The 24,870-nt window shown below is 62.6% G+C and carries 27 protein-coding genes and 1 pseudogene; 12 read left to right on the top strand and 16 right to left on the bottom strand.

Annotated features, from left to right (window positions below; translation table 11 throughout):
* Nucleotides 1-55 precede the first annotated feature (55 nt).
* The 6 genes from sucD to mdh are packed head-to-tail and all read right to left on the bottom strand — an operon-like array spanning nt 56 to nt 4,672.
* Nucleotides 56-958: a succinate--CoA ligase subunit alpha gene (gene sucD / locus NKI97_RS24460; protein WP_352837027.1), complete on the bottom strand. Its 903-nt coding sequence runs from the start codon at nt 956-958 to the stop codon at nt 56-58.
* Nucleotides 959-970: 12 nt separating this feature from the next.
* Nucleotides 971-1,468: a DUF1579 family protein gene (locus tag NKI97_RS24455; RefSeq protein WP_352837025.1), complete on the bottom strand. Its 498-nt coding sequence runs from the start codon at nt 1,466-1,468 to the stop codon at nt 971-973.
* A 2-nt stretch (nt 1,469-1,470) separates the two neighbouring features.
* Complete coding sequence (locus NKI97_RS24450) at nt 1,471-1,842, bottom strand: cupin domain-containing protein (RefSeq protein WP_352837023.1); 372 nt, start codon at nt 1,840-1,842, stop codon at nt 1,471-1,473.
* 55 nt (nt 1,843-1,897) lie between these two features.
* The gene (locus tag NKI97_RS24445) at nt 1,898-2,458 is read right to left on the bottom strand and encodes a hypothetical protein (RefSeq protein ID WP_352837021.1); all 561 of its coding nucleotides are present in this window, start codon (nt 2,456-2,458) and stop codon (nt 1,898-1,900) included.
* Nucleotides 2,459-2,468: 10 nt separating this feature from the next.
* Entirely contained in the window at nt 2,469-3,662 is a 1,194-nt protein-coding gene (sucC, locus tag NKI97_RS24440) for an ADP-forming succinate--CoA ligase subunit beta (protein ID WP_352707992.1), read from the bottom strand.
* 41 nt (nt 3,663-3,703) lie between these two features.
* Nucleotides 3,704-4,672, bottom strand: coding sequence for a malate dehydrogenase (gene mdh / locus NKI97_RS24435; protein ID WP_292660644.1), 969 nt, complete (start codon nt 4,670-4,672; stop codon nt 3,704-3,706).
* A gap of 232 nt (nt 4,673-4,904) precedes the next feature.
* Here mdh and NKI97_RS24430 point away from each other — a divergent pair.
* Nucleotides 4,905-5,216: pseudogene (locus NKI97_RS24430) on the top strand (GNAT family N-acetyltransferase); the annotation flags it as partial.
* 147 nt (nt 5,217-5,363) lie between these two features.
* On the opposite strand, the gene zapE reads toward NKI97_RS24430, so the two are convergent.
* Both zapE and NKI97_RS24420 read right to left on the bottom strand, forming a co-directional pair.
* The gene (zapE, locus tag NKI97_RS24425; RefSeq protein ID WP_352707994.1) at nt 5,364-6,536 is read right to left on the bottom strand and encodes a cell division protein ZapE; all 1,173 of its coding nucleotides are present in this window, start codon (nt 6,534-6,536) and stop codon (nt 5,364-5,366) included.
* Nucleotides 6,537-6,620: 84 nt separating this feature from the next.
* Nucleotides 6,621-7,160: a protease inhibitor Inh/omp19 family protein gene (locus tag NKI97_RS24420; RefSeq protein WP_352749573.1), complete on the bottom strand. Its 540-nt coding sequence runs from the start codon at nt 7,158-7,160 to the stop codon at nt 6,621-6,623.
* Between the two features lie 303 nt (nt 7,161-7,463).
* Here NKI97_RS24420 and NKI97_RS24415 point away from each other — a divergent pair, with 303 nt between their 5' ends.
* Nucleotides 7,464-8,474, top strand: coding sequence for an MBL fold metallo-hydrolase (locus tag NKI97_RS24415; RefSeq protein ID WP_352749571.1), 1,011 nt, complete (start codon nt 7,464-7,466; stop codon nt 8,472-8,474).
* Here the strand turns inward: NKI97_RS24415 and NKI97_RS24410 are convergent.
* Entirely contained in the window at nt 8,471-9,730 is a 1,260-nt protein-coding gene (locus NKI97_RS24410) for a flavin-containing monooxygenase (RefSeq protein WP_352837017.1), read from the bottom strand. The two genes, NKI97_RS24415 and NKI97_RS24410, sit on opposite strands and share 4 nt — an antisense overlap.
* A gap of 238 nt (nt 9,731-9,968) precedes the next feature.
* Here NKI97_RS24410 and NKI97_RS24405 point away from each other — a divergent pair, with 238 nt between their 5' ends.
* The 7 genes from NKI97_RS24405 to NKI97_RS24375 all read left to right on the top strand — a co-directional run bounded on the left by NKI97_RS24405 (nt 9,969) and on the right by NKI97_RS24375 (nt 16,002).
* Nucleotides 9,969-10,130, top strand: coding sequence for a DUF1328 family protein (locus tag NKI97_RS24405; protein ID WP_031195454.1), 162 nt, complete (start codon nt 9,969-9,971; stop codon nt 10,128-10,130).
* A gap of 74 nt (nt 10,131-10,204) precedes the next feature.
* The gene (gene dapF / locus NKI97_RS24400; RefSeq protein ID WP_352470815.1) at nt 10,205-11,089 is read left to right on the top strand and encodes a diaminopimelate epimerase; all 885 of its coding nucleotides are present in this window, start codon (nt 10,205-10,207) and stop codon (nt 11,087-11,089) included.
* Entirely contained in the window at nt 11,089-12,390 is a 1,302-nt protein-coding gene (mtaB, locus tag NKI97_RS24395) for a tRNA (N(6)-L-threonylcarbamoyladenosine(37)-C(2))-methylthiotransferase MtaB (RefSeq protein WP_031212717.1), read from the top strand. The genes dapF and mtaB overlap by 1 nt, the downstream gene beginning before the upstream one ends.
* A gap of 11 nt (nt 12,391-12,401) precedes the next feature.
* Nucleotides 12,402-13,991, top strand: a complete 1,590-nt coding sequence (gene ftsY / locus NKI97_RS24390) for a signal recognition particle-docking protein FtsY (protein WP_352837014.1) — start codon at nt 12,402-12,404, stop codon at nt 13,989-13,991.
* Nucleotides 13,992-14,051: 60 nt separating this feature from the next.
* Nucleotides 14,052-14,717: a septation protein A gene (locus NKI97_RS24385; RefSeq protein ID WP_023679806.1), complete on the top strand. Its 666-nt coding sequence runs from the start codon at nt 14,052-14,054 to the stop codon at nt 14,715-14,717.
* A gap of 90 nt (nt 14,718-14,807) precedes the next feature.
* Nucleotides 14,808-15,428: a pyridoxamine 5'-phosphate oxidase family protein gene (locus NKI97_RS24380; protein WP_352837011.1), complete on the top strand. Its 621-nt coding sequence runs from the start codon at nt 14,808-14,810 to the stop codon at nt 15,426-15,428.
* A gap of 40 nt (nt 15,429-15,468) precedes the next feature.
* Nucleotides 15,469-16,002, top strand: a complete 534-nt coding sequence (locus tag NKI97_RS24375; RefSeq protein ID WP_352450185.1) for an NADPH-dependent FMN reductase — start codon at nt 15,469-15,471, stop codon at nt 16,000-16,002.
* Between the two features lie 106 nt (nt 16,003-16,108).
* Here the strand turns inward: NKI97_RS24375 and NKI97_RS24370 are convergent, their stop codons facing one another.
* Together NKI97_RS24370 and NKI97_RS24365 are read right to left on the bottom strand one after the other, a co-directional pair.
* Entirely contained in the window at nt 16,109-16,318 is a 210-nt protein-coding gene (locus NKI97_RS24370) for a tautomerase family protein (RefSeq protein ID WP_352837008.1), read from the bottom strand.
* 32 nt (nt 16,319-16,350) lie between these two features.
* Nucleotides 16,351-17,268: an SMP-30/gluconolactonase/LRE family protein gene (locus NKI97_RS24365; RefSeq protein WP_352450187.1), complete on the bottom strand. Its 918-nt coding sequence runs from the start codon at nt 17,266-17,268 to the stop codon at nt 16,351-16,353.
* Nucleotides 17,269-17,532: 264 nt separating this feature from the next.
* On the opposite strand from NKI97_RS24365, the gene NKI97_RS24360 reads away from it, so the two are divergent.
* On the top strand, nt 17,533-17,700 hold the full coding sequence (locus NKI97_RS24360; RefSeq protein WP_023721879.1) for a hypothetical protein: 168 nt from the start codon (nt 17,533-17,535) through the stop codon (nt 17,698-17,700).
* 88 nt (nt 17,701-17,788) lie between these two features.
* On the opposite strand, the gene NKI97_RS24355 is transcribed toward NKI97_RS24360, so the two are convergent.
* From NKI97_RS24355 to ccmA, 4 genes are all read right to left on the bottom strand, one after another.
* Nucleotides 17,789-18,364, bottom strand: coding sequence for a DsbE family thiol:disulfide interchange protein (locus tag NKI97_RS24355; RefSeq protein WP_352450188.1), 576 nt, complete (start codon nt 18,362-18,364; stop codon nt 17,789-17,791).
* Entirely contained in the window at nt 18,361-18,528 is a 168-nt protein-coding gene (ccmD, locus tag NKI97_RS24350; RefSeq protein ID WP_352450189.1) for a heme exporter protein CcmD, read from the bottom strand. Before ccmD ends, NKI97_RS24355 begins: the two co-directional genes overlap by 4 nt.
* 126 nt (nt 18,529-18,654) lie before the next feature.
* Nucleotides 18,655-19,320 (bottom strand): heme exporter protein CcmB, encoded by a 666-nt coding sequence (ccmB, locus tag NKI97_RS24345; RefSeq protein WP_023679814.1) that lies wholly within the window; start codon nt 19,318-19,320, stop codon nt 18,655-18,657.
* A gap of 37 nt (nt 19,321-19,357) precedes the next feature.
* Complete coding sequence (ccmA, locus tag NKI97_RS24340) at nt 19,358-19,957, bottom strand: heme ABC exporter ATP-binding protein CcmA (RefSeq protein WP_352450190.1); 600 nt, start codon at nt 19,955-19,957, stop codon at nt 19,358-19,360.
* A 282-nt stretch (nt 19,958-20,239) separates the two neighbouring features.
* Between ccmA and acnA the strand changes: the two genes are divergently transcribed.
* A complete protein-coding gene (gene acnA / locus NKI97_RS24335) occupies nt 20,240-22,930 on the top strand; it encodes an aconitate hydratase AcnA (protein WP_352450191.1) in 2,691 nt (896 codons plus the stop codon).
* A gap of 53 nt (nt 22,931-22,983) precedes the next feature.
* Here the strand turns inward: acnA and NKI97_RS24330 are convergent, their stop codons facing one another.
* Nucleotides 22,984-23,670: a ceramidase domain-containing protein gene (locus tag NKI97_RS24330; protein ID WP_352837005.1), complete on the bottom strand. Its 687-nt coding sequence runs from the start codon at nt 23,668-23,670 to the stop codon at nt 22,984-22,986.
* Nucleotides 23,671-23,845: 175 nt separating this feature from the next.
* Between NKI97_RS24330 and NKI97_RS24325 the strand changes: the two genes are divergently transcribed.
* On the top strand, nt 23,846-24,595 hold the full coding sequence (locus NKI97_RS24325) for a DUF1223 domain-containing protein (RefSeq protein WP_352450193.1): 750 nt from the start codon (nt 23,846-23,848) through the stop codon (nt 24,593-24,595).
* The last annotated feature ends 275 nt before the right edge of the window (nt 24,596-24,870 follow it).

The following is a 24,870-nucleotide window of genomic DNA, read 5'->3' as shown; positions in this document are numbered from 1 at the left end:
CCCTCGTCTTGTTCCCTACTCCCCTATTCCCGTACTCCCTTACTCCCTTACTCCCCTAACCCTTGATCGCCTCGACCAGCGTCGTGCCGAGCCGGGCCGGCGACGGCGAAACCTTGATGCCGGCCGATTCCATCGCCGCGATCTTGTCTTCCGCGCCGCCCTTGCCGCCGGAGATGACCGCGCCCGCATGGCCCATGGTGCGGCCCGCCGGCGCGGTGCGCCCGGCGATGAAGCCGGCCATCGGCTTGCTGCGGCCGCGCTTTGCCTCGTCCTTGAGGAACTGCGCGGCGTCTTCCTCGGCCGAACCGCCGATCTCACCAATCATGATGATCGACTTGGTCTCGTCGTCGGCGAGGAACATCTCCAGCACGTCTATGAACTCCGTGCCTTTGACCGGATCGCCGCCGACGCCGACGGCGGTGGTCTGGCCGAGGCCGACATTGGTGGTCTGGAACACCGCCTCATAGGTAAGCGTTCCCGAGCGCGAAACAACGCCGACCGAGCCCTTGCGGAAGATGTTGCCGGGCATGATGCCGATCTTGCATTCGTCCGGGGTCAGGACGCCTGGACAGTTGGGGCCGATAAGCCGCGATGTCGAGCGGTCGAGCCTCGCCTTGACCTTGATCATGTCCATCACCGGTATGCCCTCGGTGATGCAGACGATCAGCGGGATCTCGGCCTCGATCGCTTCCAGGATCGCTTCCGCAGCACCCGCCGGCGGCACGTAGACGACCGAAGCGTTGGCGCCAGTCTTCGCCTTCCCTTCGGCTACGGTGGCGAAGATCGGGAGCGCCTCGCCCTTGGCGCCGGTCCAGGTTTCGCCGCCCTTCTTGGGGTGGATGCCGCCGACCATTTTCGTGCCGTGATAGGCCAGCGCCTGTTCAGTGTGGAACGTGCCGGTCTTGCCGGTCAGGCCCTGCACCAGCACCTTGGTGTTCTTGTCGACGAGAATGGACATCGGAGCCCTTTTCTAAAAACCGTTGATCGAGGAAGGCGAGACGCGCCGGTAGACGCCGCTCACCATGTCTTGCCAGCCATCGCCGCCGGCAGGTTTGAAATGCAGTCGCATGCGGAAGGCATCGGCATTGTCGAAAATATAAGTCACACGCGCGGAGCCGCGCTGCGACGACCGCTCCAGAACCAGCTCCGTGCCGTTCCAGCTGCCCTTGGCCGGCGACATCGGCACGAAACCCATCGAATCGAACTGGTGCATGGTGACGATTTTGTTTTGCTGGTCGAAGCCGAACACGCTGTACGCGCCGAACGAAACCGTGCCGTCGCGGCGCTGGCGATAGCGCTGCACTACGAACAGGCCGCCGAACTGTGCCTCTGCCAGTATTTCCGAACTCGCTGTTCCGCCATCGGCCCATTTCGTGGCCGACACCTCTTCCTCGCCGCGCCACGCTCCGACCAGCGCCTGCAGGCGCTGGTGATCGGCCGAGAGTGAGGAGAAGGGCGCAGCGTTCATGGTCAGAGCCGCTTTAGATCGGCAACGGTGAGGTCGCTCTTGGCATTGCCGGTGTTGAGCGTCGTCGCTGGCTCGAACATGAGCACGACAGGTTCCTCGCTCAGCGAACGCGGCCGGTGCTCGACGGCGCGCGGCACGACGATGAAGTCACCGCTGGAAAGCTCCACCGTGCCGTCGCGGAAATCGATGGCGATGCGGCCGCGCAGCACCAGGAAGGCCTCGTCCTCATTGTCATGCGCGTGCCAGTCGAAGACATCGCCGAACTTGGCGATCTTGACCTGGCTGTCGTTCACGTCGCCGGCGATATGCGGGTCGAAGACCTTCTTGATCTTCTGATCCGCCGCCTCGACGAGGTTTATCTTGTGCGGAGGCACAGGCTCATTCCTTCACACTGAGGGCCGTCATCCTCGCTCGAAATTTGGTCGCGGGTCATTCCGGACTGACCCCATGATGCGGAGAATTAGACCCGAAACGAAAAACTCCTGTCAGCTTACCATCCAGCGGCTGGTCGCTTATCGTTCCGACAAAACGGCACTTTCCGTCGTTTTGAACCGAAGTCTCACATTCTTTGCTTACGAAAAGCCGCATCAAGGTTTGGTCCGGCAGATCGTCAATAATTTGTTCTTTTGGTATTTCGACCAAACCTTGCGATCGGACATAGTTATCGAACTCTGATATCCGAGTCGTAGTTCCAAAAACCTCGCAAACACCTATCGCAGGACCATTTCCATCTGTTCTCGCAGACCTCAGGGTCACAAAAGGCCTAGAGAGGTTTCCGGATCGGTCGCGAACATAGGTTTTTATGCCGAAATCGTTCGAACGGATTGAAAACCCATTCTCTAGAGCCAATTGCTCGCTTCTCATCAAATCACCGTCAGACGCTATGCAAATATTCTCATAGAGCACGACTGCATCCGAAATCTCTTCTGATTGCGATGGAACGGCCAGACAGCCGAACCCAATTGCGCACAGAAGTCGGGTCGAAATCATCGACTGCCCTTTACCCCTTCACGGCCGCGACAATCTTCTTGGCTGCGTCATCAAGATCATCGGCCGACACAACATTTAGCCCGCTGTCGTTGATGATCTTCTTACCGAGCTCGGCGTTGGTGCCTTCGAGCCGTACCACCAGCGGCACCTGCAGCCCGACTTCCTTGACCGCGGCGATGACGCCCTCGGCGATGATGTCGCATTTCATGATGCCGCCGAAGATGTTGATCAGAATGCCTTTGACCGCCGGATCCTTGGTGATGATCTTGAACGCCGCCGTCACCTTTTCTTTCGACGCGCCGCCGCCGACATCGAGGAAGTTGGCGGGCTCGGCGCCATAAAGCTTGATGATGTCCATCGTTGCCATGGCGAGGCCGGCGCCGTTGACCATGCAGCCGATATTGCCGTCGAGCGCGACATAGGCGAGGTCGTATTTCGACGCCTCGATCTCCTTCTCGTCCTCTTCGGTGGTGTCGCGCAATTCGAGCACGTCGGGGTGGCGAAACAGCGCATTGTTGTCGAACGACACTTTGGCGTCGAGAACGCGCAGCCGGCCGCTCCTCATGACGATCAGCGGGTTGACCTCGAGCAGGCTCATGTCCTTCTCGACAAAGGCCTTGTAGAGGATGGGGAACAGCGTGGCACCATCCTTGGCGGCGTCGCCGTCGAGCCTCAGTGCGGCGTTGAGCTTCTTCACATCGTCGGCCGTCACGCCCTTTTCCGGGTCGATGGCGACGGTAATGATCTTTTCCGGCGTGTCGTGGGCGACCGCCTCGATGTCCATGCCGCCCTCGGTCGAGACGACGAAGGCGACGCGCCCGACCGAGCGGTCGACCAGGATCGACAGATAGAGCTCGCGCTCGATGTCGGCGCCGTCCTCGATATAGAGCCGGTTGACCTGCTTGCCGGCCGGGCCGGTCTGCTTGGTGACCAGCGTATGGCCGAGCATCTCCTTGGCATTGGCGACGACCTCGGCTACCGACTTCGCCAGCCTGACACCGCCCTTGGCATCGGCGCCGAGCTCCCTGAACTTGCCCTTGCCGCGGCCGCCGGCATGAATCTGGCTCTTGACCACATAGAGCGGGCCGGGCAGCGCCTTGGCGGCAGCTTCCGCCTCGCTCGCCTTGAACACCGGCACGCCCTCGGCCACCGGTGCGCCAAAGCCCTTCAGCAGCGCCTTGCCCTGATATTCATGGATGTTCATGCGCTATGTCTCCAGCTTGCTTGGCGGGCTTGGTTGCCGGCTTACTTGGCCGCGAGATGCGGAGCGATCTTGACGCAGGCATCGCACAGGCCCTGCACCGCCGCGACCGAACTGTCGAACATCTTCTGCTCACTCTTCGCGAGCTCGATCTCGATGATACGCTCGACGCCGCCGGCGCCGATCACCACGGGAACGCCGACATAGGTGTTCTTGACGCCATATTGGCCGGAGAGGTACGCCGCACAGGGCAGCACCCGCTTCTTGTCCTTGAGATAGGCTTCGGCCATGGCGATGGCCGAGGCGGCCGGCGCATAAAAGGCAGAGCCGGTCTTGAGCAGGCCGACGATCTCGGCGCCGCCGTCGCGGGTGCGCTGCACGATCTGGTCGAGCCGCTCTTTCGAGGTCCAGCCCATCTTGATGAGGTCGGGCAGCGGGATGCCGGCAACCGTCGAATAGCGGATCATCGGCACCATGGAATCGCCGTGGCCGCCGAGCACGAAGGCAGTGACGTCCTCGACCGAGACCTTGAATTCCTCGGCAAGGAAATAACGGAAGCGCGAACTGTCGAGCACGCCGGCCATGCCGACGACATGGCTCTTGGGCAGGCCGGAAAACTTCTGCAGCGCCCAGACCATGGCGTCGAGCGGATTGGTGATGCAGATGACGAAGGCTTTCGGCGCGTATTTCTTGAGGCCGGCGCCGACCTGCTCCATTACCTTCAGATTGATGCCTAGAAGATCGTCGCGGCTCATGCCGGGCTTGCGCGGCACGCCGGCGGTGACGATGCAGACATCGGCGCCCTCGATGCCGGCATAGTCGTTGACGCCGGTCAGCCTCGAATCGAACCCATCGACCGGCGACGACTGCGCGATGTCCAGCCCCTTGCCTTGCGGGATGCCTTCGGCGATATCGAACAGCACGACGTCGCCGAGATCCTTGAGGCCGACCATGTGGGCGAGGGTGCCGCCGATCATGCCCGAGCCGATGAGCGCTATCTTGTTGCGTGCCATGTCAGGATGTTTTCCCTTTGACTATGACGGCGCCCAAATCCTTGACGATTTGATGACGGCGTCGGAGGAAGAGGCCGGAATGCTGCGGAACCGCGAAATTCGCCGCACGCAATAGCCCCGGCCGCACAAAAATTCAAACGATTATTTTGGAGTGAGTAATTTCAATCGGTTAGAAACAATGGGAATTACGTAAACGTCAAAATTCTGAAGCCGACTAGAGGAATTCTACACAATGGCACTGGAAATCAGAAGGCTGTTTCCTGACGATGACGCCCTTGTGATGCGGGTTGCCGATGAAGTCTTCGACGAGCCGGTCAGGCCGGATCGGCTCTCCGCCTATCTCGCGGAGCCCTGTCATTTCATGGTCGTGGCCCTCGCCGACGGCATCGTCGTTGGCCAATGCGCAGCCGTCATCCACCGCCACCCGGACAAAGTGAGCGAACTCTACATAGACGAGGTCGGCGTGGCGCCGGCCTTTCAACGCCAGGGCATTGCGACGAGGATGCTCGGCGCCATGTTCGCACTCGGTCGCGAGCATGGCTGTGAGGAGGCGTGGGTCGGCACCGAGCCGGAAAAGAGCCGCATGGGCCGGCGGAGGGGTTGGTCATGTATGTTTATCAATTATAGGCGCCGGCGGCAGCGCCACCTTCGGTACTATCCCTCACGCCTGTGCCTGCCGTGCCTCCGTCGATCATCCCTGCGCCCTCTGCCTCTCCGCCCAGTCCTCCAGCCAGTCGTGGCTCTGCATCTCGATCAGCCGCGATGCGGTGCGCTCGAACTCGAAGACTTCGTTGCCGCGCTTGGCCGTATAGAGCTGCGCCGGCGGTGCCGCGGCGCTCATCACAAGCCGTACATGATGATCGTAGAGCGTATCGACCAGCAGGATGAAGCGCTTGGCTTCGTTGCGCTTGCCTTCGCCGAGCACCGGCACATGGTCGATGAAGATGGTCGAGAAACGGCTGGCCATGGCCAGATAGTCGCGGGCGCCGAGCGGCCTCTCGCAGAGATCGGCGAAGGAAAAACGCGCCGCCTCGCCGGCAGCACGCGGCACTACGACGTGCCGGCCCTTCACCGTCAGCATCGTCTCGGCCGTCGGCCTGCCATGCGTCATCACCGCCCACGCGTCGTCGAGCGCATGGTCGGCGGCGGCATCGGCCGGGGTGACGTAGACCGGCATGCGGCTGAGCTTGTCGAGGCGGTAATCCTTGTCGGCGTCAAGCGCCAGCACCTGCGCGTGGCGCTCCAGGATGGCGACAAACGGCAAAAACAACTGACGGTTCAGGCCGTCGCGGTAGAGATCCTGCGGCGCGACATTGGAAGTGGCAACCAGCACCACGCCATTGGCAAACAACGCCGAAAACAACCTTGACAGGATCATCGCATCGGCGATGTCGGTGACGGAGAACTCGTCGAAGCATAGCACCCAGGCTTCCTCGGCCAGCGCGCGCGCCACCGGCGGGATCGGGTCGTCCTCCTTGGCCGTGCCGTTCTTGCGAGCCTGCCGGTGCTTCTGGATGCGGTCCTGCACGTCGGCCATGAAGTCGTTGAAATGCACCCGGCGCTTGCGCCGCACCGGCAGCAGCTCGAAGAACATGTCCATCAGCATGGTCTTGCCGCGGCCGACGCCGCCATGGATATAAAGGCCCTTGACCGCCTCGTGCACCTCGCGCTTGCGGGCGAACAACCACCCCAGCGCGCTTGATTTCTGCGCCAGCCGCTTTGCCGATATCTCTTCGATCAGCCGGTCGAGCGCAGCGGCGATCCGCTCCTGCGCCGGATCGCGCCCGATGGCGCCCGTCTCGACCAGATGGTCATAGCGCTGCTTGACGGTCGCATGGGTCTGGAGGCCGTCACGCAGATGCATTGGTCACGTCGTTCCAGAGCAATTCCAAGAAAAGTGTGTAGCGGTTTTCTGTCCGGAATTGCGTAACAATGGGGGGCCGTTCACTTACCTTGTAAGCGAGATCGGCAGGCCGTTGGAAGTCTGGCCGTCGAATTTCTCGCCGCCCGAAGAATAGAGTCGTGCCAGCGTGCCGCCATTCTCGTCAAAGAGCGTCAGCTGTTTGCCGGCGACGTTCCAGGATTTGATGCCGTCGAGCGGCGCCGGGCAATGCAGCGGTCCGGCGCGGTAGCCCGAACCGAATTTGGTCTGCGGCGTCGCCACCTGACAGCTCTGGCCGGACACGCTTGCCTTCCACACGCCGGCGACGCTGGACGCGGTAAGGTCGGCCGCACCGGCCGGCGCCGTCCCGTCCGGCGGCAGCGAGGCGACCTGGGTGTTCTGCGGCGCGGTAGGAAATTTCGACGGATCGGCCGGGCCGGGTGTCGCCGGTGGCGGCAGCTGGTTTGCGGTCACCTTGCCGGCGGGCGCAGGTTCCAGGGGCGCCGGCTGCTGCTCGTCCATTGATGTGAACCGTGAGGTTGAACAGCCGCTCGCAACGAGCACGGCCAGCGATACGGCCAGCAGGCCGGTTTTCGAAAATTTCATTCTTCAACCTCCGTCGGATCGGGCTGGGGGTGCCGTCCGCGCAATGTCCCCCTCACCAAGATGGCGAAGGTGGCGAAATTTCAACCCGATATGGTTAAAATACGGTTTGCGCCGGTAATGTTGCAAATTTGTCGCAAAATGCACATTACCTGAATTGCGTTACGCCTTGGCCGTTTGGCCGATACCTCCGGTTGATTCGATACGGCGCGCTGGCGCCAAATCCTTGGCGTTCACCTCAAATGCTTGTGCGGGCCGGCTCCGGCATTATCTCTTGGGATCAGCAAACTGCAGGGAGCCGATTTCTTGGCCGCGAGAAAGAGAGCCGCCAACCGCTATTACAGCGGGCCGCCCAGCGATCATTTCGACGGCACCTTGTTCTTCAATCCCAACGGACGGCCGCCGGGTCGCTTTGCCGATCTGTTGAAATGGCAATTGAGCCGCGAGCGCTCGAAATGGCCGGCGGCGGATCCGAGCCCGTTTCCACCGGCAAGACCGGTCGAGCGCATCGATGGTTCTGCGCTGCGCCTAACCATGGTCGGTCATTCCTCGCTGCTCGTCCAGACAGCCGGCCTGAACATCCTGACCGACCCGGTCTGGTCGCGACGCGTCTCGCCGCTCTCCTTCGCCGGTCCGAAACGCGTCAATCCGCCGGGCATCGCCTTTTCGCATTTGCCGCCGATCGACCTCGTGCTGGTCAGCCACAACCATTACGACCACCTCGACCTCGCCACGCTGAAGCGCCTGAAGACAAGACACGACCCGCTGCTGCTGACGCCGCTCGGCAACGACACGATCATCGGCGCTGCCGTGCCCCGTATGCGGCTTTCCGCGCATGACTGGGGCGACCGGGTCGATATCGGCGATGGCGTCGCCGTCTATGTCGAGCCGGTGCACCACTGGTCGGCCCGCGGTACTCGCGACCGGCGCATGGCACTGTGGGCGGGTTTCGTCGTCGAGACACCCTACGCAAAGATCTATTTCGCCGGTGATACCGGCTTCCACGGTGGCATCAATTACCGGCTGATGGCGCAAAAGCACGGCGGGTTCCGCCTCGCCATCCTGCCGATCGGCGCCTACGAGCCGCGCTGGTTCATGGCGCCACATCACCAGGATCCGGAGGAGGCGGTGCAAGGCATGCTTTTGTGCAACGCCGCCTATGCCGCCGGCTGTCACTGGGGCACGTTCCGGCTCACCAACGAGCCGATCGACGAGCCGCCCAGAAAGCTCGGCGAAGCGCTCGATGCTGCCGGCCTGCCGCGGCAACGTTTTCGCGCCTTGCGGCCGGGCGAAGTCTGGGACGTGCCGGCGGTCTAGCGCGGCGACCGGCCTGACGGCGCAGGCGAATCCAAGGCTTCCATACACCTGGCTATGTGGGCGGCGTCGCGGCCTACATATGAGAGAAGGCCGGAGCCAAAGGTATGCATCCAATGGAGGCCAAGAAAATATAGGCCAGGAAAAGCCGTCACGCCACGCTGTTGAACGGGTGCACCGCGCGAATCGAAAATTGGCAAATCTATCCAGTTGTAGTCGAAGAGGTATCCCGTCCCCCAGATAACCGAGCTGACGTTCTCGCTGCTGATATCCATTGACCGGGCACCGCCGACTTCCGCCAGGATTGGGGTTACTGAGTGTTCATTGCAATCGCTGATATGGTCCGAGACTTCACGTTTCTCTGCCAACGCCTCCGCAGCGGAAACAAAATCGTCATAGGATTTGTCGGCTTCAGCTAATATCTGGAAGGCATCAGCGGCCACCAACAGTTTTCCATCGGCGCATCCGAGCACACGTCCCAGCACCGTTCCGCCATCTCGGGCAAAACGGCGGACGTTCATATCGTAACCGCCGTTGACACCGGTTACGACCGTCGAGGGGGGATACCGCTGCTCCGGGAAACTGTCGATGGTGATCTCGAAACGTCCCATTTTGTCGAACCACCACAAAACATCCTGGCCGCGATAGCGCCGAGGCACCCGACGATGGGGGCTGACCGAAAGGTAGACATTGCGCCCGGATTGCTGGAGCTCATCGGCTATCTGGCTTCCAGATGCGCCGCTGCCCACCACCAGCACCGCTCCGGGGGGAAGTTCGTCGGGGCTGCGGTAGTTCGAAGCGTAAACCTGGTAAACGGATCGAGGCAAATCCCTGGCGGCCGCCGGTACCATCGGACGCTGGAACGGGCCCGTCGCCACTACGACATTGCGGGCTCTCATGCTGCCGGTGTTTGTCTCCAATGCATAATCGCCGGTATCCCTGTGCCGGAGCCTCGTGACCTCGACACCCTGGCGAACCGGAGCTGCAATTTTGGCCGCATAGTGCTCGATGAATCGCGTGACAGCGGTGTGATGGGCGAACCCCTCTGGTTCGGGGCCCTGATAAGAAAGCCCAGGAAGCTCTATTGCCTGGTTGATGAATTGAAATCGGAGCGAATCCCAACGCTCCGTCCGCCAGCGTTCGGCAATACGAGCGCGTTCCAACACAACATGCTCACGTTCATGTTGTTGAAGATAGTAGCTCATGGCGAGCCCCGCCTGGCCGCCACCAATAATGATTGTGTCCCAACGCTCGGTCATTGGAAATTTACCAAGCCGTCGAGACTCAAATATGCAAGTCCCGAATTTCCTATCCGCCGGCCGCAGCTCATGTGCCAGCTAACATGTCGTTTGGATCATTCATTACTATGACACATTGCATCCGTAGCTGCATATCCCAGCCGGGTTCTCCGACCCGCCCCAGCCACCGCCGGCGGAACCCAAGACCTCGCTGAATCGTTTGTACGTGTTCAAACCTGTCGGTTGCGAGGTGTCTCTCATGATCAGGTGGATCATCATTCTTTTGATTATCGCGGCCGCGGCGAGCCTGCTCGGCATGCCGGCACTGGCCGGAGCCGCCGCCACCGGCGCGCGCATCCTCATCGGCATCGTGCTGATCATCTTCCTGCTGATCGTGCTTGGCGTCTTCGCGGTGACTTGAAAATCACGCCGCGCTGGTAATTTCTGCCGCTATCCGCCATATAGGCGCCAAACCGGCAAGAGACCTTTCGATCGATGGCAAGCGCGGCCCCTTTCGCCAAGATGAACGGCATCGGCAACGAAATCATCGTTGCCGATATGCGTGGCCGTGCCGATCGCGTGACGCCTGCGGCAGCCGTCGCGCTTAATGCCGATGCGGCGACCAGGTTCGACCAGATCATGGCGATCCACGACCCCAGGACGCCGGGCACCGCCTTTTTCATCGACATCTTGAATTCCGACGGAACCAGGGCGCAAGCCTGCGGCAACGGCATGCGTTGTGTCGTCCAGGCGCTCGCCGCCGAGACCGGCCAGAAGACATTTGCCTTTGAAACAGTCGCCGGCATCCTCAATGCCGAGGAACATGCCGACGGAATGATCTCGGTCGACATGGGCAGGCCGCGCTTTGGCTGGCAGGACATCCCGCTGGCCGAGGAATTCCGCGACACCCGCATGATCGAGCTGCAGATCGGCCCGATCGATGCCCCGGTGCTGCATTCGCCGTCGGTCGTCTCGATGGGCAATCCGCACGCCATCTTCTGGGTCGACCGCGACGTCTGGTCGTACGAGCTCGAGCGCTTCGGCCCGCTGCTCGAAAACCACCCGATCTTCCCCGAGCGCGCCAACATCACCATCGCGCAGGTGACCTCGCCGGAGACCATGGCCATCCGCACCTGGGAGCGTGGCGCCGGCCTGACCAAGGCCTGCGGCACGGCTGCTTGCGCCGCTGTGGTCGCCGCGTCCCGCACCCGGCGTACCGGCCGCGGCGTCACGCTGATGACGCCCGGCGGCGGCTCGCTGCATGTTTTGTGGCGCGACGACGACCACGTCATCCTGACCGGTGCCGCCGAATGGGAATTTTCCGGCAGCTTCGATCCGTCGACCGGGGCGTGGGCGCGCGACACCGAAAGCGCCGCCTGATGGCTCCTCTTGGCAACAAGGGTATCGAGGTCGTCACCTTCGGCTGCCGGCTGAACACCTATGAATCCGAGGTGATGCGGCGTGAAGCCGAAAGTGCGGGCCTCGGCGGGCTCGAAGGCGGTGCCATCATCTTCAACACCTGCGCCGTCACCGGCGAGGCTGTACGCCAGGCCAAGCAGTCGATCAGAAAAGCCCGCCGTGAGAACCCGGCTGCCCGCATCATCGTTACCGGCTGCGCCGCGCAGACCGGCCCGCAGGATTTCGTCGCCATGGACGAGGTCGATCTCGTCCTCGGCAATGAGGAAAAGCTGAAGGCGCATTCCTATCGCGCGTTGCCGGATTTCGGCGTCAACGACACTGAGAAGGCGCGCGTCAACGATATCTTTTCGGTGCGCGAGACGGCCGCCCACATGGTCGACGCCATCGAGGGCCGGGCGCGCGCTTTTGTCCAGGTGCAGAACGGCTGCGACCACCGCTGCACCTTCTGCATCATTCCCTACGGTCGCGGCAATTCGCGCTCGGTGCCGATGGGCGCCGTGGTCGAGCAGATCAAGCGACTCGTCGGCAATGGTTATGCCGAGATCGTGCTGACGGGCGTCGACATGACCAGTTTTGGCGCCGATCTGCCGGGCGCACCGAAGCTCGGCAAATTGGTCAAGACCATCCTGAAGCAGGTGCCAGACGTAAAACGCCTGCGGCTTTCCTCCATCGACTCGATCGAAGCCGACGACGATCTGCTGGACGCCATCGCCACCGAGCCGAGGCTGATGCCGCATCTGCATCTGTCGCTGCAATCGGGTGACGACATGATCCTGAAGCGGATGAAGCGCCGGCACAGCCGCGACCAGTCGATCCGCTTTTGCGAGGATGTGCGCAAACTGCGCCCCGGCATTGTTTTCGGCGCCGACATCATCGCCGGCTTCCCGACCGAGACGGACGCCATGTTCGAAAACTCGCTGGAGATCGTCGAGGAATGCGGCCTGACGCATCTCCACGTCTTCCCGTTTTCGCCGCGCCAGGGTACGCCCGCCGCGCGCATGCCGCAGCTCCGCCGCGACGTCGTCAAGCAACGCGCGGCACGCCTGCGCGCCGCCGGCGAGGCCGCCTATCGCCGCCATCTTGCCTCGCTCGCTGGAACGCATCAGTCGATCCTGGTCGAGCGTGACGGCCTTGGCCGCACCGAAGGGTTTACGCTGGCCGCGGTCTCTGCCGGCGCTCCGGGCGACATCGTCGAGGCTGATATCGCCGGCCATGACGGTATCCGACTGATCGCCGCGCCGCTTGCCGCCCGCGCCGCCTGAGAGCGCAAGACATGGCTGGTTTTTTCAAGAAGATATTTTCGTTCGGCAAGAAGGAAGTCGTCGAGGAGCGGCCCGACGAGACCGCACCGCTGCCGCCGATCAAATGGGACGAACTGGAGGCGCTGAAACCGGCCGCCGAGCAGGCCGTCCCGGAGTTTTTGAAACGCGACGAGTCGCGACCCGAAGTCGAAGCCGTACCTCCACCGCCAGTCGAACCTGAGTTGCCTCCGGCACCCCAACCGGCGCCGGAAGAGCAGAAGCCTGAGCCGCCGCCGACCATTCCACCCGAGCCGGAAACGCCTGCTGAGGAACCGGAGGAGATCCGGGCCGAGCCGCAGCAGCCAGAAATCGTCCCCTCCCAGCCAGAACCTGCACCCGTCGAAGTGCCGGTAGTGCCCACCGAGGCTCCCTCAGCAGCGCCAGCGCGCGAAGTCCCTCCCGCCGAAATACCGCCCCCGATCCGCCAGCCAGCGCCGGCCGAGACGAAACCGATCTTGACCGAGATCGCGCCCGAACCGGAGGTCGTGCCGGCGCCCCACCCTCCCATCGCGGGGGAGGTAAAGCCCGAGCCAGAAGCCGTTCCGCAACCATCGCCGGAGCCAAAGCCCGCCCCCGGCAAAGTCACCGTAACCAAGAAGGTCGAGCAGAAAGCCGAGCCGCAGAAGGCGCCCGAACCGGCGCCGAGGCGCTCCTGGTTCCAGCGCATGCGAGACGGGCTTGCCCGCTCTTCCAAGGAGTTGTCGGGCAACATCGCTGGCGTCTTCACCAAGCGGAAACTTGACGAGGACACGCTGCAGGACCTGGAGGATGTGCTGATCCGCGCCGATCTCGGCATGGAGACGGCTTTGCGCGTTACCGACGCGCTCTCCGCCAGCCGCTACGGCAAGGACGTCTCCGACACCGAAGTCCGGGCCATCATGGCGGCCGAGATTGAGAAGGTGCTGACCCACGTCGCCATGCCGTTGGAGCTCGACCTCAGCCACAAGCCGCATGTCATCCTGGTGGTCGGCGTCAACGGCACGGGGAAGACCACGACCATCGGCAAGCTGGCGGCGAAGCTGACCGATGGCGGTCTCTCGGTGATGCTCGCCGCCGGCGACACCTTTCGCGCAGCCGCGATCGAGCAGCTGAAGATCTGGGGCGAGCGCACCAACTCGCCAGTCATTGCCTCGAAGCTCGGCGCCGACGCCGCTGGCCTCGCCTATGACGCATTCGAGCGGGCGAAGGAGGCAGGCTCCGACGTGCTGATCATCGACACCGCCGGGCGGCTGCAGAACAAGACCGAACTGATGGCGGAACTGGAAAAGATCGTCCGCGTGCTGGGCAAGCTCGATCCGGAAGCGCCGCATACCGTGCTGCAGACGGTCGATGCCACCACCGGCCAGAACGCGCTCAACCAGGTCGAGATCTTCCGCAATGTCGCCGGCGTCAACGGCCTGGTGATGACCAAGCTGGACGGCACGGCGCGCGGCGGTATTCTGGTGGCGATCGCGGCAAAGCATAAATTGCCGGTCTATTTCATCGGCGTCGGCGAACAGGTCGACGACCTCGAACCCTTTTCCGCAAGCGAATTCGCCAGGGCGATCGCTGGCGTGGCTTGACGAGCATGATCCCAAAAAGTTGCAGGCTTTTTGGATTGAATCATGCGTAAGAAGGACCCTATGAGCCCACCCATCCTCGAACGCGACCTGTCCGATCCGCGCCGCAAGGCATTGAACCCCGGCCTGAAATTCCTGCTCGAACTCGGGCCTGGCCTAGTGTTCTTTTTCACCACCATCCGCGGTGCGTGGCTTGTCGGGAAGTTTCCGATACTCGGCCATATCGGCGAGCCTATCCTGATTGCCACAGCGTTCTTTATGGTGGCGACGGCGCTATCGCTCAGCGTTTCGTGGATCTTGACGCGCAGCTGGCCGATCATGCCGTTGGTCTCGGCCATCGTGGTGTTTGTGTTTGGCGCGCTGGCGCTGTGGCTGCAGGACAAGACCTTCGCTTTCATGAAGCCGACAATCATCAACAGCCTGTTCGGCATCACGTTGCTCGGCGGGTTGGCGTTTGGCAGATCGCTGTTGGGCTATGTCTTTGATTCCGCCTTCAATCTCGACGCCGAAGGCTGGCGCAAGCTCACTTTCCGATGGGGGCTCTTCTTCCTTTTTCTGGCTGCGCTGAACGAGGTCGTGTGGCGCAACTTTTCTGAGGAAGCCTGGCTTTATTTCAAGGTCTGGGGCACGATCCCCATTACCCTTGTCTTCACGTTAAGCCAAATGCCATTGATCCTGCGCCATTCGCTCGAGGACAAGACCGGCAAGGAAGAGAAGGCCGGCAAATAGAGCGATTCCAGGAAAGTGTGTAGCGGTTTTCCCGGGAAAAGCGCGTAGCGCTTTCCCTAGGGAATTGCGTCAGAATAAGAGGAGAGGGGCATGGAATTCATCACCACACGCGACGAGTTGAGGACGATCTACAAGACGCCTCGGCCGACTGACGGCTCGATCCGCAAGGAACTGAAGGCATTGGACGGCCACTGCCGTTCCTTCATCGGCAAGAGCCCTTTCGTGCTGATCGGCTCGTCCGACGGCGCCGGCAATGCCGATGTGACGCCCAAGGGCGACAGGCCGGGCTTCGTAACAGTGCTCGACGAGAGGACCATCGCCATCCCCGACCGGCCCGGCAACAATCGGCTCGACACGCTGGAGAACATCCTTCTCAATCCCTCGATCGGGCTGCTCTTCCTCGTTCCCGGCATGAACGAAACGCTGCGTGTCAATGGCGATGCCCGCATCACCGTCGATGCGGCGTTGCGTGAGCGGCTGGCGGTCGACGGCAAGGCACCGCAAAGCGTCGTCGTGGTGACGGTCAAGGCCGCCTACATGCATTGCGCCAAGGCCTTCATGCGCTCCGAACTGTGGAAGCCGGAGAGCTGGTACGACCGCGCGACGCTGCCGACGCTCGGCCAGATCCTGCGCGACCAGCTGGCGCTCGCCGATTCGGCCGAGGCGACCGACCGCTGGCTGGAAGAGGAATACAGGGAGACCATGTGGTAGCGTGATCGGCAACGAATCGCCCAAGCCGGTCTCCATTCCTTTGCTGAACATCCTCGCCATCTCCGGCAGCCTGCGCGCCGCCTCGACCAATTCGGCCCTGGTCGCGGCACTCGCGCAAAACGCGCCGCCGGACTGTCACGTCTCCGTCTACGATGGGCTTGGGCGGCTGCCGATTTTCAACCCCGACGATGAAGGCGAGCGGACGCCGCCGCAAGCAGCAGTGCTGATCGATGCGGTCACCGCCGCTGACGGCGTCATCGTCTCCTGCCCGGAATATGCCCACGGTGTGCCAGGCGGCCTGAAGAACGCGCTTGACTGGCTGGTGTCGCGCGATGCCGCCGTTGGCAAGCCAGCCATGCTGGTGCATGCCTCGCCGCGCTCGCTGTTTGCCCGCGCCGCACTGGTCGAGGTCATGCGGATAATGTCTTTCGCGCTCCATGCGGAAGCAGCGCTCGAAATAGCGCTGCTCGGCAAGAAGCTGCTGGAGGTGGAGGATATCTTATCGCAGCCGGAAAACCGGCTGACGATGCGCGATGCCCTATCCGCCTTCGCGGAGTTCATCCGCTCGCGGTGAACGCCGGACCGTGCTTTCGTCATCCCAGGGTCTCCGCGACGGAGCTTCGCTCCTGCTCCGCCCTGGGATGACGACGCTAGGAGCTGCGGCCAATCTGTGCCGGGAACTATCCCTTGCCCCTCCGCGTCTCGACGTCGGTCTGGCCGACGAACCAGTCGCGGGCAGCGACCTCCTCGAAGACTATCCAGACATCATTGTTGGTCAGGCCGGTGACGCCGGTGATGGCCGCCGTCACCTGGGCGGCGATCGCGGCCTTTTTGCCGGCCGGGTCATCGGCAATCACCTCCTTGACCAGGCGGGTATTCACGAATGGCATGGTTCCCTCCCTTGCATATGCTTGGCGGCCGCTCAGTAGGTTTTGGCGCCGTTGACCATGAGCCGGACCATGTAGAGGGATGTGGTGCCGGCGATGTAGAGGCAGTTCAGCTTGTTGCCGCCGAACACGCAATTGGCGACGACTTCCGGTACCTTGATCTTGCCGATCAGCGTCCCGTCCGGATCGTAGCAATGGACCCCGTCGGCGGCACTGGTCCAGATGCGGCCGGCCGCATCCAGCCTGAAACCGTCGAACAGGCCGGCGGTGCAGTCGGCAAAGACCTTTTCGCCTGAGACCGTCTTGCCGCCCTGGTCGACATTGAACACCCGGATGTGCGCCGGGTTTTGGGCGCCATGGGTGCGGCCGGTGTCGGCGACATAGAGCTTGCTTTCGTCGAGCGAGAAGGCGAGCCCGTTGGGCCTGACCATGTCGGTGATCACCGCCTCGGTCTCGCCGGTGCCGGGATCGACCCGGTAGACATGGCAGGCGCCGATCTCGCTTTCGGCCTTGTCGCCCTCGTAATCGGTATCGATGCCGTAGCTCGGGTCGGTGAACCAGATCGAGCCGTCGGACTTGACCACCGCGTCATTGGGCGAGTTCAGCCGCTTGCCGCGCCATTTGTCGGTGATGGTGATGACCGAGCCGTCATGCTCGGTGCGGCTGACGCGGCGGCCGGAATGCTCGCAAGTAACCAGCCGGCCTTGCCGGTCGACGGTGTTGCCGTTGGAATTGCCGGACGGCTGACGGAACACGCTGACGCTGCCGTCGGTCTCGTCGTAACGCAGCATGCGATTGTTCGGGATGTCGGACCAGACCACATAGCGCCCGGCCGCGAACCAGGCCGGTCCTTCCGCCCATCGGCAGCCGGTAAACAGCCTGTCGACCTGTGCATTGCCGTTGAACAGCCGCGAAAAGCGCGGATCGAGAACTTCGTAGAATTCACTGGCCATGGTTCCTCCCGGTAGCAGTCGCTTGGCAAGGCGCGATCAAGCCAGCCCACGATCGATATGGCAAGATCGATGATGCGTCAGAAGCATTATGGAAGCGACTGCTGGCCCGGACGGCAGGTCACATCCCGTTAACCGGCTATGCGCCCAGCGCAATGGTGCATTGCAACATCTTATTTTTGCAACGCACCATAACTATGTCATGCTCCGTATCGATCAAGGGAGGAACAACTGGCCGCGAAACGCGGCGCAAAAAGGAAACTCGCTATGATCATCGACAGCCTCATGAGCCGCGCTCGCGCCAGCATCGCCAAGCGCCGGCATTACAACCGCCTCGTCGCCGAAATCGACAGCTTCAGCAGCCGTGACCTCGCCGACATGCGCGCCGACCGCAGCGAAATGCTCTACCAGGTCCACAAGCAGATCTACGGCTGAGTCTTCGGTCGACCTATCACGTTCGTCATCCTTGGGCGTAGCGACGCAAAGCGGAGAAAAGACCCTAGCATGACGAAACGGCGGGCCATCAGCCCGGCATGGCCAGCGCCTTCTCGATTTCGGGTAACAGCAGCGTCCGCGCCGAGTCCGGCGTCAGCGGCCCTACATGCTTATAGGCGATCTTGCCATCCTTGCCGATGACGAAGGTCTCCGGCACGCCGTAGACACCCCAGTCGATCGCCGTGCGTCCGGCCTGGTCGACGCCGATCGCCTGGAATGGGTTGCCGAGATCGCCAAGGAACCGACGGGCGTTTTCCGGCTGGTCCTTGTAGTTCAGCGCGGCCATGACGAAACGTCTGTCCTGCGACAGCGCCAGCAGCACCGGATGCTCTTCGCGGCACGGCGCGCACCAGGACGCGAAGACATTGACCAGCGTCACCTTGCCGGCGAACTGTTTTGAATCAAGGCCCGGCAAATTGGTGCCTTCGAGCGCCGGCAAGTTGGTCTGCGGCGCCGGCAGGCCGATCAGCGCCGACGGCACTTCCGACACGTCGCGCCCGGACAAAAGCTGCGCCAGGAACAATCCCGCCAGCCCGAGAAAGACCAGCAGCGGCAGCAGCACGATCAGGCGGCGGCGCGCCGGTGTTTGGGTTTCCGTGCTCATGATTTTACTGCCTTATCGGAGCGCCGGCGCACGCCGGATGCCTCCAGCTCGGCAAGCTCTCGCTTGCGGCCGCGCTGGTCGAGCAGAATCCAGCCGATCAGCCCGGCCAGCACCACGGCCGTGATCGCATAGGCGGCGGTGACATAAAGCGCATGTACGCTCATGCTTTTCGCTCCGCGGCGCTTTCCAACCGGTCCGTCTCACGCCGTTCCAACATGTCTTCTCTTAACGCTGCGCCATCGGCTCCGCAATTGTTCGCCGCGCCGCAGGCATGAGCTGAAGCCAACGCATCAATCCGTTCCGTGCCGTAGCGCCAGCGCCGCCGCCACAGGGCCGAGCACGGCAAGAAACAAGGTCAGCGCGGCAAGAATGAGGAAGGGCTGCAGGAATGGATCGGGGTCCGCCACCGCGCCATAGCTTGCCGATACGCCGAAGATCAGCACGGGAATGGTCAGCGGCAGCACGAGCACCGAGATCAGCAGCCCGCCACGCGGCAACGCCACTGCCACCGCTGCACCGGCAGCACCGATGAAGGTGATCGCCGGCGTGCCTACCAGAAGCGTCAACGCCGTGGCGCCGATGCCGGCCGGCTCCATGTTCATGAACAGGCCGAGCAAGGGAGCGGCGATGACCAGCGGCAGCACGCTTCCCGCCCAATGCGCCAGGCATTTCGTCAGAACGGTCAAGGCCAGCATGTGCCGGTCGTTGCCAAGCACCAGAAGATCGAGCGAGCCGTCCTCGCGGTCGGCCTGGAACAGCCGGTCGAGGCCGAGCAGGCAGGCCAGCAAGGCGGCGATCCACAGGATCGCCGGGCCGATGCGGGCCAGCAGCTTCAGCTCGGGACCGACGCCGAAGGGGATGGTCGCGATAACGGCGAGAAAGAAAATCACGCCGGTAAGCGCCCCGCCGCCGGCGCGGATACTCAGGCGGATGTCGCGCAGGAAGAGGGCTAGCATGATGTGAGATGCTTTCGCCTGTGAAGGAATGCCAACATCAGCCGGTCATCCTCAATTCCTTTCCCTCGATCCCCAGCGGCAAATGCGTCGCCGCAACCACGATCCCCCCACTCTCGAGGTGCTTCCCCATCAATTCGCCGAATCTCTCCTCCGAAGCATTGTCCAGTCCTGCCGTCGGCTCATCGAGCAGCCACAATGGCCGGTGGCTTACCAGCAGTTTTGCAATCGCCGCGCGGCGGCGTTGCCCGGTCGAGAGATAGCCGAACGGCAGATGGCCGATGCCGCCCAGCCCGACGGTTTCCAGCGCCTCTTCAACACCCGCGGAACCGGCGCCCGAAAAATCGCGCCAGAAGCACAGGTTTTCCGTAACGCTCAGCGCCGTCTTCATCGCGTTGAGGTGGCCGAGATAGTGACACGCCGAGGCGGCCGACGGAAAGTCTTCGCCACCACCTTCGAACCGCACACGGCCTGCCGCCACCGGCAACAGCCCGGCGACGATCCTGAGCAGCGTCGATTTGCCGGCGCCGTTCGGCCCGGTGACGACCAGCGCCTGGCCATCCCCCAGCGCGAATTCGATGCCGGAAAATACCGTCTCGCCGCCGCGTTCGCCGCCAAGATTTTCGGCGATCAGCCGCATCCGTTCCCCTTCGCCGAAAGTTCAGGCGCGGCTTCGGTGCGCCGCAGCAAAAATGGCAATTCCGTGTCTAGAACTATTCCAGAAAATTCTCTATATCCGCATCATCCGTGCCAGCGGTCGGCACGGGAACCGAATTTGCGCCGAACCAGCGCGCGTGCCGCCTTGAACGGCCCGGACGCTTGGGAACGGATAGCGGAAATGGCCGTACCCGCACCTTTGCGCGTGATTTGCATGCCCACTGGCGTCCGTTCCCTTCCGGCAACCGACAGTTAGGGATCGCACGTGTCCAAATCACTCGACAGCTTCAATTGCCGCCGCACGCTGACCGCCAGCGGCACCGAGTACATCTACTATGACCTTGTCGAGGCCGAAAAGAACGGCCTCACCGGTATTGCCCAATTGCCCTATTCGATGAAGGTGCTGCTGGAGAATCTGCTGCGCAACGAGGACGGCCGTTCCGTTACCAAGGAGAGCATCCAGGCGGTCGCCGGCTGGCTGACTGACCGGGGCACCGCCGGCGTCGAGATCGCCTATCGCCCGGCTCGCGTGCTGATGCAGGATTTCACCGGCGTTCCAGCCGTGGTCGACCTTGCCGCCATGCGCGACGCCATGGCCTCGCTCGGCGGCGACCCGCAAAAGATCAATCCGCTGGTGCCGGTCGATCTGGTCATCGACCACTCGGTCATCGTCGACGAATTCGGCACGCCACTGGCTTTCGCCCGCAATGTCGAGCTTGAATATGAGCGCAACGAGGAACGCTACAAATTCCTGAAATGGGGCCAGCAGGCGTTCCGCAATTTCCGCGTCGTGCCGCCCGGCACTGGCATCTGCCATCAGGTCAATCTCGAATATCTCGGTCAGGTCGTGTGGACCAACAGCGAAGACGGCGAGACCACCGCCTATCCCGACACCTGCGTCGGCACCGATTCACATACCACGATGATCAACGGCCTCGGCGTTCTCGGCTGGGGCGTCGGCGGCATCGAGGCGGAGGCCGCGATGCTTGGCCAGCCGGTCTCCATGCTGCTGCCTGAAGTCATCGGCTTCCGGCTCACCGGCAGGCTGAGGGAAGGCGTCACCGCCACCGACCTGGTGCTCACCGTCACCCAGATGCTGCGCAAGAAGGGCGTCGTCGGCAAGTTCGTCGAATTCTTCGGGCCGGGCCTGTCCAACATGACGCTGGCCGACCGCGCCACCATCGGCAACATGGCGCCGGAATATGGCGCCACCTGCGGCTTCTTCCCGGTCGACAGCGAAACCATCCGCTATCTCACAATGTCCGGTCGCGACGAAAGCCGCATCGCCCTGGTCGAGGCTTATTCTAAGGCGCAAGGCTTGTGGCGCGATGCCGGCTCGGCCGATCCGGTCTTCACCGACCTGCTGGAGCTCGATCTCGGCAGTGTCGTCCCGTCGATGGCCGGCCCGAAGCGGCCGGAAGGCCGGGTCGCACTTGAAGACATTCCGGCCGGCTTCGCCAAGGCCATGGAGTCCGAATACAAGAAGGCCGCCGAAATCGACAAGCGCTATGCCGTCGAGGGCACGAACTACGATCTTGGCCATGGCGATGTGGTCATCGCCGCCATCACCTCCTGCACCAACACCTCGAACCCGAGCGTGCTGATCGGCGCCGGGCTGTTGGCGCGCAATGCCAACCGGCTCGGCCTCAAGCAGAAGCCGTGGGTCAAGACCTCATTGGCGCCGGGCAGCCAGGTCGTCGCCGAATATCTCGAGAAATCCGGCCTGCAGAAGGAGCTCGACCAGATCGGCTTCAACCTGGTCGGCTTCGGCTGCACCACCTGCATCGGCAATTCCGGCCCGTTGCCGGCGCCGATCTCCAAGACCATCAACGATAAGGGCTTGATTGCTGCGGCAGTTTTGTCCGGCAACCGCAATTTCGAAGGCCGCGTCTCGCCCGACGTGCAGGCGAACTATCTCGCCTCGCCGCCGCTGGTCGTCGCCCACGCGCTGGCCGGGACGGTGACCAAAGATCTGACCACCGAGCCGCTCGGCGACGATCGCAACGGCAGTCCGATCTATCTCAAAGACATCTGGCCAAGTTCGGTCGAGATCCAAGAATTCATCGAGAAGAACGTCACGCGCGAATTGTTCGCCCGCAAATATGCCGACGTCTTCAAGGGCGACGAGTACTGGCAGAACGTCAAGGCGCCGGAAGGCCAGACCTATGCCTGGGACGACAATTCGACCTATGTGCAGAACCCGCCCTATTTCGCCGGCATGAAGTCAGGCTTCGGCAAGATCGGCGATATCAAGGGCGCGCGTGTGCTCGGTCTGTTCGGCGACAAGATCACCACCGACCACATTTCGCCGGCCGGTTCGATCAAGGCGGCCTCGCCGGCCGGCAAGTATCTCACCGACCACGGCGTCGGCGTCGCCGATTTCAACCAGTACGGCACGCGCCGCGGCAATCATGAGGTGATGATGCGCGGCACCTTCGCCAATATCCGCATCCGCAACCATATGCTGGGCGAGAACGGCCGCGAGGGCGGCTACACCATCCATTACCCCTCGAAAGAAGAGGAATCGATCTACGACGCCGCGATGCGCTACAAGAAGGAAGGCGTGCCGCTGGTCATCTTCGCCGGCGTCGAATATGGCAACGGCTCGTCGCGTGACTGGGCGGCCAAGGGCACCAATTTGCTGGGCGTCCGCGCGGTCATCGCCCAGTCCTTCGAGCGCATCCACCGCTCCAATTTGGTCGGCATGGGCGTGATCCCCTTCGTCTTCGAGGAAGGCACCTCATGGGCCTCGCTCAACCTCAAGGGCGACGAACTGGTCGAGATCGACGGACTGAGCAACATCAAGCCGCGGCAGAAGATGATCGCCAGGATCACCTACGGCGACGGCAGCGTCAAAGAGGTTCCGATCATCTGCCGCATCGATACGCTGGACGAGCTCGACTACTTCAAGAATGGGGGCATCCTGCAATACGTGCTGCGCGATCTGGCCGCTTAAGGGAGTAGGGCAATAAGGGAGTAGGGCAGTAGGGTGAAGCAAAGAGAAGCGACTTATTCCCCTACTGCCCTACTGCCCTGTCTTGGCTTGCCAAACCGCGCTGTCGCCGCCAGCAGCACGCCGAGCATCAGCCCGTTGAATATGTGCCACAGGAAATGCGTGCCGAGCGGAAAGCCGCCGCAGACCAGCGGATCGATCATCCTGCAGATGACCGACACGACGAAGATCGCCGAACCCGCCAGATTGTACCAGCCGGCGCGATTGCCGCTGGCCGCCACCATGGCGCCGAAGAAGGCGAGCGCCAGGAAGGGCGGCAGATAGCCGGTCGTCCCGTTCGACGCCTGGCGCAGCCAGTCGGGCACGGCAAAGGTCACCAGCCCGGCGACGGCATAGAAAGCGACGAAAATGGCGATCGCCTTGCCCCATTTCATGCCGAGAAAACGCCGCAGGTTGAACAGCGTGTAGGCCAGCGTGAACCCGGCGATCGGCAGCACGTCGGCCCAGACCGTGCCACGGTTGGCAAAGGTATGGAACAGCGACGAGCCGATGCCGATCGCCACCACCCACCAGGCCAGCACTTCGGCGAAGGTGCCGGTGCCGCGCTTGCGCACCTGCCAGACACCCCATAGCCCGGCGGCAAAAAAAGCCAGATTGCTCAGCGCATTGAGCGGTTCGGCCCAGAATTCCGGCCCCGTCCGTTCGCAATAGAGGTCGACCGGCGCCAGGAGAGATTGCCACATGCTGATTGCCGCCCGAATCGCTTCCATCGTGAAGTGCAAGTCCACCTATTGCGCCCTTGCCAGCGGTTGCAACGGCAAAATTTCACCGCAACGTGACTTCCCGTTGACTGCCGCTTCTGCCACATATTTCGACAACCAGAACAAAGCCGGCGTCACCGGCGGGATCGGAACGGCCATGCCATCTCGAAGACCATTGCGGCTTGCGGCCCTTGCGCTGGCCCTCTCGGCGTTTGCCGGCAGGGCCCTTGCCGAGCCAACCGACAAGCCATTAGGCGTCGTCGAGCTCTTCACCAGCCAGGGATGCAACTCCTGTCCGCCGGCCGACGAATTCTTCGCCGAGCTTGCCGCCAAGGAGGACATCGTCGCGCTCGCCTATCATGTCGATTATTGGGATTACCTCGGCTGGCAGGACACGCTGAGCCGCAAGGAAAATACCGAGCGGCAATACGAGTATATGCGCGCCTTCGGCAGTCGTTCCGTCTACACCCCGCAAGCCGTCATAAACGGCCGCAGCCATGTCAACGGCGCCAGCCGCGAGGAAGTCGACGGCGCGCTGGCCCGCATGGAGAGGGTCGGCGAAGGCATGCGCGTCGGCATCAAGGTCAGCCGGACCAGCGATCGCGTCATGATCGATGCCGGCGACGCCGTTAGCGGCCCCACCGACGCGCATGTCGTCATCGTCTATTTCAACCCGCCACAGACGATAAAGATCGGCAAGGGCGAAAACAGCGGCCGCAGCATGACCTACTGGAACGCCGTCTCCACCATCCAGACCGCCGGCATGTGGCACGGCAAGGCGCAGCGCTACGAACTGCCGATGAGCGAGATCGCCAAGAAGGGCGGCTGCGCCGTGCTGCTGCAGTCGGTCGGCAAGGACGGCATGCCCGGTCCGATCCTGGGTGCAGCCTTTATCCGCAAGCCTTAAGCGGGGACCTCTCCTTCTCCCCTTGTGGGAGAAGGTGGATCGGCGCGCAGCGCCGAGACGGTTGAGGGGTGCTGGAAGAATTGAGGCGGCGGCGATTTCAAGGAAATTGCCAAGCTGGAACACCCCTCATCCGTCGCCTTCGGCGACACCTTCTCCCACAAGGGGAGAAGGGAGAACCGCGCTCAACCTTCTGATGGCAGCCAATCCGGACGGATCGCACCGCCACGGCTCCGGCCAATAAAAAACCGGCGTCAGCTTGCTTCTGACGCCGGTCA

Source organism: Mesorhizobium sp. M0296 (assembly GCF_040321675.1).
In the GTDB taxonomy this organism is placed as follows: Bacteria; Pseudomonadota; Alphaproteobacteria; order Rhizobiales; family Rhizobiaceae; genus Mesorhizobium.
The sequence above is the reverse complement of the archived record's forward strand: the minus strand, read 5'-3'. Positions and strand labels throughout refer to the sequence as shown.